The sequence below is a fragment of the Curvivirga sp. genome (assembly GCF_965219885.1).
Lineage (GTDB): Bacteria > Pseudomonadota > Alphaproteobacteria > UBA8366 > Aestuariispiraceae > Curvivirga.
Map to the genome: position 1 here is coordinate 1,357,509 of NZ_CBDCOT010000009.1, position 11,463 is coordinate 1,368,971.

The following is an 11,463-nucleotide window of genomic DNA, read 5'->3' on the forward strand; positions in this document are numbered from 1 at the left end:
TAAGCTAGAGGCATGAAAAAAATCATGCCTCTTCTTTTTTATCTTGGTGGGATAGTAATTTCTACAAGCACGCTGGCTGAGCAACCGGGTGAAGTTTTTTATGTGGATCCTGATAAGCTGGCAAAGCCATATGCAACTGAATCGACAAGTCGCTCGTCAAGACTTGTGACGCGCAACGAAGATATGAAGCCGATTGCGCCGGAAGGCTTTGATGTTCAATTGCTGTTTGAGGATATCGCACATCCAAGAAATATGGTAACGGCCGAAAATGGAGACATCTTTCTCGCACAATCTTCGCATGATCAACTCTCACGACTATATGATAGTGATGGGGATCAGGTGGTTGATGATGTTGAGGTTTTACCACAAAATTTCGATACGCCACATGGCTTAGCTATTTATGACAAAAATCTTTATGTCGCTGACCTAGACTATATCAGGCGTTTGGATTTGGAAGATCTTCGTGCCGATGCTGAAATTCTCACCCAGCCAAACGAATTAGGGCCATCCGGCGGGCATTGGACCAGAAATCTGGCGATTTCAAAAGATGGACAACAAGTGATTGCGGCTATTGGAAGTCGCTCCAATATTTCCGAAGAAGACTTACCCCGTGCCGCTTTGAAAGAATTTACCTTTACCTCACAAGGGAAATTGGAAAGTCGCGGTATATATGGGTTTGGCCTTCGTAATCCAGTTGGCACCGCATTCCACCCTGTTACAGATGAAGTGTATACGGTGGTGAATGAGCGTGATGGCATGGGGGATGGTTTAGTACCTGATTACTTTACCAAAGTGGAAAAAGGAGATTTCTTTGGCTGGCCTTATGCGTATATCGGTCAAAATCCACAACCACGTATGGCGCATCTTCGGCCTGATCTTGTGCAAAAATCTATAGTGCCAGACGTTTTATTCGTCTCACATTCTGCCCCTCTAGGACTTGTATTTCTCCATGATGCAAATGTGCCAGAAAAATGGAAGGATGACGCGCTGGTTGCCTTACATGGATCTTGGAATGCGGCTAATCCAACAGGCTATAAAGTTGTTCGTGTGGAATTTGAAGATTTGAAACCAACAGGGCGGTATATCAATTTCCTCACAGGGTTTCGACTAAATCCTGATGAGCAATATACGACGGCTAAAGTTTGGGGGCGTCCAGCTGGTCTTACGATAGATGAAACAGGCGCTGTTATCGTTAGTGACGCACGAGGCGGCACTATTTGGCGCGTATCATATTTAAATTAAGCCTTTTGGGCGAGCACTATGATGCCGTTAACTTCGCTGCCATATTCCCAGCGAAGAACGGCTTGTTCTTTTCTAATCAAATTAAAGCCGGTTTTGCGCAGGCAGTTTAAAACATAGTCTTCTGAATGACTGTAACGACCACTGGCATGTAATTCGTAATTGATGACTTTTTTGCATTCTAATGAGAAAGCAAGATGACCATTGCCTTTCAAGCATTCGCGGCTGGCGGCAAAGATTTCTTCCAGATCACCGAAATAACAAAAAACATCTGCTGCAACGACAAGATCATATTGCATACGATGCTCATTCATAAACCCAGTGAGTTCAGCTTCATCAAGAGCGTCATAATCGCCTTTGTCAGAGGCTTTTTCCAGCATGCCCGGACTTAGATCGACGCCATGTAGTTTGCTTGCCCAAGGGCGTAAAAGCGGGCCGCAAAGTCCAGTGCCACATCCAGCATCAAGAATAGAAAGTTTTTCACCTTGGGGGGCGAGTTGATCTTGAAGAAGTTGATGTAAGAGCTTTGGGGCTTGATAACCGAGTTCCTCTAACTTGTCTTCAAAATCCGGCGCAAAATCATTAAACACGTCAGCCACATAAGCATCATTAGCGCGTTCTGGCGCAGGTAATCCTGCGACAGCAGCGCCCATATGCGCAGCATCAGGTTGTTCTGGAAACTTTGTCACCCAATCAAGGGCAATGCGTTGCGCTTTTTCTTTCAAATGGGGTGTCGTCAATCCGGCATTATATAAATCGTAGAGGGACTTACCCAGATTTGAATGGGAAACCAGATCGTCTGCGTCTAGATCAATTGCCTCTTTTAAAGTATCAACAGCTAATTCAGCTTCACTTAACTCATAATAGGCCAGACCAAGTTTGCAGTTTTCATCGAAATCGTGCGGATAGAGCTCTTTACTGCGACCAAGGCATTTAGATGCTATTTCATATTCATCTTGTTGGATGGCAATTTCGCCACGCCAATCTAAAGCTTCCTGATTATCTGGGTGGCTTTTCAGGATTTCATCATAAACGGCTTTCGCTGCATCCAGTTCCCCCTCGCGGTAATGATCCATCGCAGTTTCCAAATCTAATTCAATGCTAGCCATTTATTCATTTTCCTGTTGCTGTTCAGCCAATCATGGCGCAATCTGCATCCATGTCTAGTCCAAATGATCACATTTCAGGCGGCCCACGTATTCGGCAAATCCCCGAAGGCGATACGGTAGAACGTCTTGTATGCCCTGAATGCAACTTTATCAACTATGAAAACCCGTTGATGGTTGCGGGGGCTGTTGTCACTTATGGTGAAAAAATATTGTTATGTCGCCGCGCAATCGAACCAAGGCATGGATATTGGACTATTCCAGCGGGCTATATGGAATTAAATGAAACGCCCGCTGAGGGGGCTGCCCGCGAAGCTTGGGAAGAAGCTTGCGCCAAGATTGATATCAATGCGCTGCTTGCGATTTATACTATTCCACGTATTTCACAGGTTCAGATGATCTATCGTGCCACAATTGCAGAGCCTGTCTTTGACGCAGGCGAAGAAAGTTTGGAAGTCGCACTTTTTGACTGGGCCGATATTCCATGGAATGAACTGGCATTCCCAACCGTTCATTGGGCATTAAAGCAATATCAGGAAAGTAAAGAGCGCAAAGATTTTGCACCCTTTGGAAATATGGGGGAGACGCTTAAGCTTTAAGCGTCATTTTTATCTTCGTCGTCAATCATATGTTTGGACATGAAAGGCATCTGGGTTGCGATAAAGCCAAATGTTAAAATCAATAAGCCGAAAACTTTGAAATTTACCCAAAGATCTGTGCTTTGAGTGCGCCAGACAATTTCATTTAAAGCCGCACTGAATAAGAAGAAACCGATAAAACGTATGGTGAGTGTACGCCATGCCGCATCCGGCATTTTCATTGCGCCCCCAAAAAGATGTTTTAGCCAAACTTTTTTCAAAAGCACTCCAACTCCCAGAATGAGGGCAAAGGCCGCTTGAATAATCGTTGGTTTCATTTTGATGAAAGTTTCATCATTTAGATAAATTGTAAGACCGCCAAAAATTCCGATAACAGCAGCAGTCACTAACGGCATGATAGGGAGTTTGCGGGTAATGATGAGGGAAATCAAAATAGCGGCTGCGGTTGTTGCCATAATGACTTTGGTCGCATCGATCAGATCATCTGTCTTCCAATAAGTGATAAAGAATGCCACAAGCGGACCGTAATCCACCAATGTCTTTACCCATTTGGGTTCTTTGTTTTCGGTAGTGACGTTTTGATGATCTGACATGGTTATCCTCTTTTTCTATAGAGGATTTAGTCTTTAACGATTAACTTTCAACTCCGCAAGGATAGCTTTGTCATTTTAGCCGAAGAAATTTAGAAAAATCACACCGCTTCCAACCATACCTGCAGCTGCGATACGCCATTTACCAAATGCTTCTTTCAAAAGAACTGTGCCAATAATTGCGGCGATAATGACAGAGGTTTCCCGAAGTGCGGAGACGGACGCCATGCCACCAACAGCAAGTGCAGCCATAACAAGGCCATATGCTGTGTGGGAGGCAAAGGCACCGCCTACGGCATATTTCCAGTTACTTTGAAGGAAAGGTAGATATGCTTTCCAGCGATAGGCAATCCAAATCAAGAAAGGAATGCCTTCTAATGTGAAAAGCCAGAAGATATAGGTGAGTTTGTTTTCCGTGCTGCGGACACCTAATCCATCCGTAATTGTATAAGCCCCAATCATCATACCTGTTAGTATGGCCAAGACGATAGGTTTGCGGTCTCCTTTTTGGGGCATACCCTTTTCAAAGGCTAAAGCCATAATGCCAAGGCTGGAAAGGATGATTGCAATGTAAGCGGGGGTGGATAGAATTTCTCCGGCAAAAAGAAAACTACCTAATGCGACAAGGATGGGCGCTGAGCCGCGCGCAATTGGATATACCTTACTCAAATCCCCGACTTTATAAGACATGAGCAATAATGCATAGTATGTGAAATGGATTATGGTTGATAATACAAGCCATAGCCAGGTTTCTCCATCTGGCATTGGAAGAAAAGGTAAGGCAAAAAGACATACAATGGCGCCGAGTAAAGTCATGGATCCAAACAACATCCATTTATCGGCTGCTGATTTTACTAAGGCATTCCAACTGGCATGTAAAACTGCGGCACTTAAAACCATAGTTATCGCAATGATGTCTAAACTCATTTCTTTCTCCGACTTAACGCCTGTTTGATTAGCAGTCAGAACAGGAAATACCAATCTCGAATTCTTCACTTATGCATGAGTAATTATTCATGCTTATGAGTTCTATATGTGACGATTATGGTTAGAAAATGCCGATAAAGTGGTTATTGGCTAGACCGTTATGGAAGTTTCAGGTATCGTGAGGTCATGAGTGAAAGAAATTCTTCTATTGGCCAATCAGGTGGCGGTTTAATTCAAGCGCCTGTCAGTCGTCCGCGTGGATCAAACGTTGGGGATGCATCTACGCGTCTACCCGAAGCGCAACCACGTAAGTCTGCACCAAAGCGCGATCCTTATAATTTACGCGCTGCATTTGATCGTTTGGCAAAGCTCTTAACCCGTGATACAGAGGGAAAGCCACGTGCTGATATCCCGCAGCGTGGTTACTATCTAAATATCCTCGTTTAAACTTTCATCAAGAAATCTGCATTTTAAACATCTATTTGCTTTTCAATAGGTTTATTTCGTTGTTAAATTGGCGAAATTGGGTCTGGGCTAAATAGAAAAGAAAAAAGAGTTTCAAATTAATGGCACGTTACGATTTCAGTCGCTTATCTGTTCTTGTAGTAGAAGATAGTTTATTTATGCGTTCCCTGATTGTTGGGGTTCTGCGTGCATTGGGTATTGAGCGCATTTCTACTGCGGAAAATGGTGAAGAAGCTATCGCCATCATGTCACCTGCGGGTAAGAAAACAAAATCCATGGTTGGAATGTCCGGTATTGATTTGATCATTTGTGATCAGTTTATGCCACTGGTGGATGGCACTATGTTCTTACATTGGGTGCGTCGTCATGATCGGTCGCCTGACCGCTTTATTCCGTTTATCATGGTGTCTGCCGCTGCAGACCGTGAAGTCATTGAAAAAGCGCGTGATGCGGGTATTGATGAGTTTCTTGCAAAACCGTTCTCTGCGACCATGTTGGCATCCCGATTAACAGCATGTGTGGAACGTCCTCGTCCTTATATTTATTGTCCTACATTCTTTGGCCCCGATCGCCGTCGTCGCCAACGTCCTGTGGCGGAAGACCGTCGTGTGTCGACAAAAGAAGATAAAGAAATCGTTCATTCCGGTAAGGACTTATCCTCTTTACGTAAAAGTAAGAAACGTATCTGGGAAATTCGTAAGCCACGGAATCTAAAACAGAAACTTGCGACTGGCTTTGGCGGTGCGGGTAGCGACGAAGAACCAGCATTTGATATGGCTTTGTTGGATGCAGCTGAAAATAAAGTGAAGGATATGGAGTCTGATTATGCAGATTGGGTGCAAGATTCCATCGAAAAACTTACACAAGCACATCACCGTGCCATTGAATTTATGGATGATCCTGCTGAACAAGCAGAACATTTAAATACAATTCATACCATTGCGTTGGAACTACGTGGTCAAGGTGGGATCTTTGGCTATCCGTTAATGACGCAGTTTGGTAAGTCTCTATATGAATGCACCGAAGAAGGTACACGTATTACCGGGCCTTTATTGGATTTGATTTCTGCGCATATTGATCTCATTCGTGTGGTCATGGGGCAGAAAATTAAAGGCGATGGTGGTCGTACAGGTCAAGAATTGTTGAATAGTTTGCGCGAAGCCCAAGATAAACATCAGCAGATGGAAGAAGGCGGCTAGTTCGTCTAGTCGTTTTCAGTTTCCAATTTTTTACTGAAACGATTTCTGAATTCTTTTGGGGTCAGGCCTGTGATTTTAATGAAGGTCTTACGAAAAGCATTTACATCTTCATAGCCTACTTTATGTGCTATGGTTTCAACCGTTGTCGGACTGGATTCTAAGCTGTCACATGCTTTTTGAATGCGTAGGCGTTGTAGATATTCATTCGGCTTCAAACCTGTGGCTTTTGTAAAGCGTCTCAGGAATGTACGTGAACCAATTGCATATTGATCGTAGAGTTGATTGATTTGAATGGCTTTATGGTATTCTTGCTGTAAATAATCTTGGACAGCCAAGATGACCTCATCTCCATGATTTCGTTGTGGGCGAAAACTATCGTAATATCTTTGTTCTCTCTGCCCTGTATCTATCAGTAACCATTTTCCCAGAACCCGCATCACTTGTGGGCTTGTGAGTTGACTGACAAGTTCCAACCCTAAATCTTGCCAGGACATTAACCCGCCTGCTGTCAGAATATCTCCATCGTTAATCAGAATCTTATCGATATCCAGATTAGTATCCGGGAAAGTTTCGGTGAATTTCTCAGCTAAAGCCCAGTGAGTGGTGGCTGGGCGATGCCTTAAGACGCCAGCGTGCCCTAGCAAAAAGCTCCCCGCGCAGGCAGAACTGAGTAGTGCTCCTTGCTGTTTGCAATTTTGCAACCATGCAGTAACAGCCTTATCTTCGTGGCTATGATAGGTATCTCCCAAACTCGGTGGGACGATCACTGCGGTATGTCTATCTGCTGATTTGGGCAGGTTGTCGTGAGCGAAGGTTTCCGTGCTGATATGCACTTGAACATCAAGATTTTTTGCAATTTCATTGGTCAGGAGAAACATTTCCTGTAACCCGAAAACGGCTGACTTTAAAACGGAGGGGTATTTCAGAATTGCAATATTATATGATTTCATGATTGTCACTTTTAACATTTAATATGTCATTAATGACACTAACAAATTTACGATGGATGAGCAATATTCTCTTCAACAGAAACGATTATCTAAAATATGGAGAGAAAAAAATGTCCGAAACAGCCTTACTCATTATTGATTGGCAAAACGATTACTTCCCAAGCTTCGAAGGGGCTAAATGTGCCTTGCCAAACGCGGAAAATGCAATTTTGAAAGCGGGAGAATTGTTATCTGCTTTTCGTGAAAAGGGATTATCCGTTGTGCATGTACAACATATTTTCCCAACAGAAGAGTCTTCTTTCTTTGTGCCAGGAACTGATGGCACGCATATTCATGAAACTGTTACACCGAAAGAGGGGGAACCCTTAATCGTGAAGCAATTTGCTAATAGTTTCAGAGACACTAATCTGAAAGAAGTTCTAGATGAAATTGGTGTCAAAAATCTGGTGATTGCAGGTGCTATGAGCAATATGTGTATTGATGCAGGCACACGTGCTGCGGCTGATTTAGGGTATAGTGTTTCTGTAGCCGAAGATGCCTGTGCGGCATTACCGACAGAATTCAATGGTGTTGAGGTCCCCGCAGATCAAGTGCATGCAGCCTATATGGCCAATTTGGGGATGGGCTATGCAGAAATCAAATCAACGGATGTTATTGTCAGTAGCCTGTAATATTAAAGAAAGCCATGAAGTGTATACTTCATGGCTTTCTTTTTATTCTGGAAAAACAGGACGTAGAAATTCGCGATCAAAACGATGAAAACATCTTGTTTTATCAGCGTAATCCAAGGCTGCTTTTGCCTCTTCATCTTCGGCTGCTTTGATCCGGTATTCCTCATAAGCGGCGAGGCTTGGGAAGGAGAATAAAGTAACGGCCAGATCACCTGCACTTTCATGCGGTAGGAAATAGCCATGATGGGTGCCGCCTAAACGTTCAACAATTGGCATCCACATTTTGGCATATGTTTCAAACTCATCTACTTTATAGATATCGACTTCGTATTTCACATAACAAGTGATCATTTAATCCAATCCCATTAAACTGCGAGCATAAGCATTTGCCTCAAACGGGCGCATGTCATCGGCTTGCTCGCCAACCCCGATCACATGAACAGGTAATGCGAATTTTTCAGCTAAAGCTACAAGTACACCACCTTTGGCGGTGCCATCCAATTTGGTTAGGGCAAGACCGGTAACCCCAACGGTGTCTCGGAAAATTTCAACTTGGGAATGGGCATTTTGCCCAACTGTCGCATCTAGAACCATCAGAACGTCATGTGGTGCGTCTGGCGCCAGTTTCTTAATGACACGGATAACTTTTTCAAGTTCAGCCATTAAATCTTTTTTGTTTTGAAGTCGACCAGCAGTGTCAATCAGTAACACATCTGCATTTTCATTACGCGCTTGTTCTATAGCATCAAAAGCAAGGCCCGCGGCATCAGCGCCTGTATCACGTGCAACAACGGAACAGCCTGTACGATCACCCCAGATTTTCAATTGTTCAACCGCTGCTGCACGGAAGGTGTCACCCGCCGCCATCATCACCTTTAAACCGCTTTCGCTATAATGCTTTGCAAGTTTGCCGATGGTTGTGGTTTTGCCAGATCCGTTGACACCCACAACAAGTACGATATGCGGGTTATGGGATTTGTTAATCTCAAGCGGCTTGGCAACTGGTTCCAGAATTTTGGTGATTTCTTCTGATAGAACTGTACGCACTTCCTCATCGCTGATTTCTTTATCATAACGATTTTTTGCCAATGCTTCGGTCAGTTTCATTGCTGTTTGAGGGCCAAGATCACCTGCAATTAAGATATCTTCCAACTCTTCTAATGCGTCATCGTCCAGTTTTCGTTTGGTGAAAACATCTGTGATACCGCCAACCAATTTATTGGAAGATTTAGAAAGACCAGCTTTTAATTTGGAAAACCAACCGCCACTCATAAGACCTCTCACTTAATCCTGATTTAGGATTCTATCGGTTCACCGATGAGGGTTATGCCGTCCCGCCCGGTGATTTTGACATTTAATAACGTGCCATCGGGTACATCAATCGACAGCTTTACACAAGCAAACTGTTCATTTCGACCAAGACCGTTACGTTCAAACAGGACTTGGGCTTCTGTCCCGATGCAACTTTCCAGATATTTTGCCTCCTGAAGTTTGCCTGCTTCACGGATTTTCTGGGCGCGTTCTTTACGAATATTCTTTGGCACTTGATTTGGAATACGCGCAGCTGGTGTGCCCGGACGTTCAGAATACGGAAAGACATGTAGGTAAAGCAAACCACATTCTTCTACAGTCTTCAGGGTGTTTTCGAACATTTCATCTGTTTCGGTCGGGAAGCCCGCGATTAGGTCGGCCCCAAAAACGATATCCGGACGTATGTTGCGCAAGCGTTTGCAAAGATCAATTGCGTCTTGTCGTCCGTGACGACGCTTCATCCGCTTTAAGATCATATCATCGCCCGCCTGCAGAGATAAATGCAGATGCGGCATAAGGCGCGGCTCATTTGCAATCACATCAAACAGATCTTCATCCATTTCGATGCAGTCGATGGAAGATATACGAAGGCGTGGTAATTCCGGCACGGCTTGTAAAAGGCGTCTGACCATTTGTCCTAGAGACGGCGTGCCCGGTAAATCAGCACCATATGACGTGATATCCACTCCGGTGAGGACGATTTCTTTATAACCATTTTCAACAAGGGATTTTACCTGTTGTGTAATTTCGCCCATCGGTACAGAACGACTATTGCCACGGCCATAAGGAATAATGCAGAAGGTGCAACGGTGATCGCAGCCATTTTGAACTTGTACAAAAGCACGTGCACGTCCTTCGAAACCAGCAACCAAATGGTTCGCAGTTTCTTTTACCGACATGATGTCGTTAACTTGTACTTTTTCGGAAGCTTCGATGCCGAAAGAGGCTGGATTAAAACTTTCTTGTTCAAGCTTTTCCATATTGCCGATGACTTTACTGACTTCCGGCATTTCAGCGAATTGATTACTATTCACTTGTGCTGCACAGCCTGTCACAATAATTTTTGCATTGGGATTGTTCCGTGCTGCACGGCGGATCGCTTGGCGTGCTTGGCGTTCTGCTTCTGACGTTACGGCGCAGGTGTTAAAAATGATCGCATCTTCAAGACCAGCTTTTCGGGCATTATCCCGCATCACTTCGGATTCATACGAATTCAGGCGGCAGCCAAAAGTCACGATGTCCAGATTATTATCTACATGTTCTTCGACGGGGCGTGGCTGGATTGGATCGTCAGTGCCATTTTCGGCCTCTGGCGGATTGGTATTTATGTCACTCACCATGATCAAGCGGCCTCATCCAGATCAAAATCACTGATAAAGGATGTGGCAACTGGGCCTGTCATAATAACATCCCCATTTTCCAGATATTCAATTGTAAGGACACCGCCATCCAATTCAATGTCCATTTTACGATTATCGGTAAAGCCGCTTTCAAAGGCAGCGACACCTACCGCGCAGGCGCCGGAACCACAAGCCATAGTAATGCCGGCACTACGTTCCCATACTCGCATGCGCAAACTGCCATCAGATTTTTTACTGACAAATTCGACATTGGTGCGTTCTGGGAATAGTGGATGATGTTCTGCTTCGGGGCCCACTTTTTCAAGATTGATTTTATCTGCGTCATCTACAAAGAAGACACAATGAGGATTACCCATGCCAACGGCAAATGGGGTGGCTGCGCCATCTACTTCGATTGGAAGTTTTGTTGTGTCTATATCTCTGGACAGTGGAATATTTTGCCAATCAAGCAAGGCGCCACCCATATTTACAGAATAAAGGCCGTCACCGACTTCCTTGCTTGGCAGTAGCCCGCGCAAAGTTTCAATGATGATTTCACTTTGTCCTGTTTCGGCAATAATCAAGGACGCGACACATCGTGTCGCATTGCCACAAGCGCCGGATTCGCTAGCGTCCGGGTTGTGAATGCGCATGAAAACGTCAGCATCTGAATTTTGTGCTGGCTCCAGAATAATAAACTGGTCGCAGCCAATGCCAAGGCGGCGATGGGACATCAGTTTGATTTGCTCATCAGATAGCTTGAGTTTACCATCGCGATTATCAACCACGATGAAATCATTCCCCAAACCATGCATTTTGCGAAAAGCAACCATAACTCTATGTCCGTAAATAATATGGCAAGTGTCGACTATCGACTCTGTCCAAGTTTTCCTTAATATAGGTGATGAAATTGAAAAGTCGAATGATAATGAAATCTGTTCCAATTCGTCTTTCAAACCGCGCGGTTATAGCTTTTATTGTGGAAAAGTCCAACGGGAATCGAAAAAGAGTCGGAAAACCGCGAAAAACCGTGACTTACACTTGACAGGTAAAGCATTAATACGTA

13 protein-coding genes are annotated in these 11,463 nt (G+C 44.2%); 5 read left to right on the top strand and 8 right to left on the bottom strand.

Going from position 1 to position 11,463, the window contains the following annotated elements:
- The first annotated feature begins 24 nt into the window (after window positions 1–24).
- Entirely contained in the window at window positions 25–1,242 is a 1,218-nt protein-coding gene (locus tag ACOQOA_RS11880) for a PQQ-dependent sugar dehydrogenase (protein ID WP_420548840.1), read from the top strand.
- On the opposite strand, the gene ACOQOA_RS11885 is transcribed toward ACOQOA_RS11880, so the two are convergent.
- Window positions 1,239–2,348, bottom strand: a complete 1,110-nt coding sequence (locus ACOQOA_RS11885; protein ID WP_420548841.1) for a methyltransferase domain-containing protein — start codon at window positions 2,346–2,348, stop codon at window positions 1,239–1,241. The genes ACOQOA_RS11880 and ACOQOA_RS11885 overlap by 4 nt on opposite strands.
- 32 nt (window positions 2,349–2,380) lie before the next feature.
- Here ACOQOA_RS11885 and ACOQOA_RS11890 point away from each other — a divergent pair, with 32 nt between their 5' ends.
- Window positions 2,381–2,944, top strand: coding sequence for an NUDIX domain-containing protein (locus tag ACOQOA_RS11890; protein WP_420548842.1), 564 nt, complete (start codon window positions 2,381–2,383; stop codon window positions 2,942–2,944).
- Here ACOQOA_RS11890 and ACOQOA_RS11895 read toward each other — a convergent pair.
- Both ACOQOA_RS11895 and ACOQOA_RS11900 read right to left on the bottom strand, forming a co-directional pair.
- Window positions 2,941–3,537, bottom strand: a complete 597-nt coding sequence (locus ACOQOA_RS11895; RefSeq protein WP_420548843.1) for a septation protein A — start codon at window positions 3,535–3,537, stop codon at window positions 2,941–2,943. The two genes, ACOQOA_RS11890 and ACOQOA_RS11895, sit on opposite strands and share 4 nt — an antisense overlap.
- Window positions 3,538–3,612: 75 nt before the next feature.
- The gene (locus tag ACOQOA_RS11900; protein WP_420548844.1) at window positions 3,613–4,461 is read right to left on the bottom strand and encodes a DMT family transporter; all 849 of its coding nucleotides are present in this window, start codon (window positions 4,459–4,461) and stop codon (window positions 3,613–3,615) included.
- 186 nt (window positions 4,462–4,647) lie between these two features.
- Between ACOQOA_RS11900 and ACOQOA_RS11905 the strand changes: the two genes are divergently transcribed.
- Window positions 4,648–4,908 (top strand): hypothetical protein, encoded by a 261-nt coding sequence (locus ACOQOA_RS11905; RefSeq protein ID WP_420548845.1) that lies wholly within the window; start codon window positions 4,648–4,650, stop codon window positions 4,906–4,908.
- A 119-nt stretch (window positions 4,909–5,027) separates the two neighbouring features.
- On the top strand, window positions 5,028–6,125 hold the full coding sequence (locus ACOQOA_RS11910) for a response regulator (RefSeq protein ID WP_420548846.1): 1,098 nt from the start codon (window positions 5,028–5,030) through the stop codon (window positions 6,123–6,125).
- A gap of 5 nt (window positions 6,126–6,130) precedes the next feature.
- On the opposite strand, the gene ACOQOA_RS11915 is transcribed toward ACOQOA_RS11910, so the two are convergent.
- Window positions 6,131–7,075, bottom strand: coding sequence for a GlxA family transcriptional regulator (locus ACOQOA_RS11915; protein ID WP_420548847.1), 945 nt, complete (start codon window positions 7,073–7,075; stop codon window positions 6,131–6,133).
- 110 nt (window positions 7,076–7,185) lie between these two features.
- Here ACOQOA_RS11915 and ACOQOA_RS11920 point away from each other — a divergent pair, with 110 nt between their 5' ends.
- Complete coding sequence (locus ACOQOA_RS11920) at window positions 7,186–7,746, top strand: cysteine hydrolase family protein (protein WP_420548848.1); 561 nt, start codon at window positions 7,186–7,188, stop codon at window positions 7,744–7,746.
- A gap of 42 nt (window positions 7,747–7,788) precedes the next feature.
- On the opposite strand, the gene ACOQOA_RS11925 is transcribed toward ACOQOA_RS11920, so the two are convergent.
- The 4 genes from ACOQOA_RS11925 to dapF are packed head-to-tail and all read right to left on the bottom strand — an operon-like array spanning window position 7,789 to window position 11,230.
- On the bottom strand, window positions 7,789–8,097 hold the full coding sequence (locus tag ACOQOA_RS11925; RefSeq protein WP_420548849.1) for an NIPSNAP family protein: 309 nt from the start codon (window positions 8,095–8,097) through the stop codon (window positions 7,789–7,791).
- A complete protein-coding gene (ftsY, locus tag ACOQOA_RS11930; protein ID WP_420548850.1) occupies window positions 8,098–9,018 on the bottom strand; it encodes a signal recognition particle-docking protein FtsY in 921 nt (306 codons plus the stop codon).
- Between the two features lie 23 nt (window positions 9,019–9,041).
- Window positions 9,042–10,397 (bottom strand): tRNA (N(6)-L-threonylcarbamoyladenosine(37)-C(2))-methylthiotransferase MtaB, encoded by a 1,356-nt coding sequence (gene mtaB / locus ACOQOA_RS11935; RefSeq protein ID WP_420548851.1) that lies wholly within the window; start codon window positions 10,395–10,397, stop codon window positions 9,042–9,044.
- 2 nt (window positions 10,398–10,399) lie between these two features.
- The gene (dapF, locus tag ACOQOA_RS11940) at window positions 10,400–11,230 is read right to left on the bottom strand and encodes a diaminopimelate epimerase (RefSeq protein ID WP_420548852.1); all 831 of its coding nucleotides are present in this window, start codon (window positions 11,228–11,230) and stop codon (window positions 10,400–10,402) included.
- Window positions 11,231–11,463: the final 233 nt, after the last annotated feature.

What these genes read in the sequence shown, in the direction of transcription:
- mtaB (WP_420548851.1), bottom strand. Translation starts at nt 10,397, where the DNA reads ATGGTGAGTGACATAAATACCAATCCGCCAGAGGCCGAAAATGGCACT.
- ACOQOA_RS11925 (WP_420548849.1), bottom strand. Translation starts at nt 8,097, where the DNA reads ATGATCACTTGTTATGTGAAATACGAAGTCGATATCTATAAAGTAGAT.
- ACOQOA_RS11915 (WP_420548847.1), bottom strand. Translation starts at nt 7,075, where the DNA reads ATGAAATCATATAATATTGCAATTCTGAAATACCCCTCCGTTTTAAAG.
- ACOQOA_RS11900 (WP_420548844.1), bottom strand. Translation starts at nt 4,461, where the DNA reads ATGAGTTTAGACATCATTGCGATAACTATGGTTTTAAGTGCCGCAGTT.
- ACOQOA_RS11885 (WP_420548841.1), bottom strand. Translation starts at nt 2,348, where the DNA reads ATGGCTAGCATTGAATTAGATTTGGAAACTGCGATGGATCATTACCGC.
- ACOQOA_RS11895 (WP_420548843.1), bottom strand. Translation starts at nt 3,537, where the DNA reads ATGTCAGATCATCAAAACGTCACTACCGAAAACAAAGAACCCAAATGG.
- ACOQOA_RS11880 (WP_420548840.1), top strand. Translation starts at nt 25, where the DNA reads ATGCCTCTTCTTTTTTATCTTGGTGGGATAGTAATTTCTACAAGCACG.
- ACOQOA_RS11905 (WP_420548845.1), top strand. Translation starts at nt 4,648, where the DNA reads ATGAGTGAAAGAAATTCTTCTATTGGCCAATCAGGTGGCGGTTTAATT.
- ACOQOA_RS11890 (WP_420548842.1), top strand. Translation starts at nt 2,381, where the DNA reads ATGGCGCAATCTGCATCCATGTCTAGTCCAAATGATCACATTTCAGGC.
- ftsY (WP_420548850.1), bottom strand. Translation starts at nt 9,018, where the DNA reads ATGAGTGGCGGTTGGTTTTCCAAATTAAAAGCTGGTCTTTCTAAATCT.
- ACOQOA_RS11910 (WP_420548846.1), top strand. Translation starts at nt 5,028, where the DNA reads ATGGCACGTTACGATTTCAGTCGCTTATCTGTTCTTGTAGTAGAAGAT.
- dapF (WP_420548852.1), bottom strand. Translation starts at nt 11,230, where the DNA reads ATGGTTGCTTTTCGCAAAATGCATGGTTTGGGGAATGATTTCATCGTG.
- ACOQOA_RS11920 (WP_420548848.1), top strand. Translation starts at nt 7,186, where the DNA reads ATGTCCGAAACAGCCTTACTCATTATTGATTGGCAAAACGATTACTTC.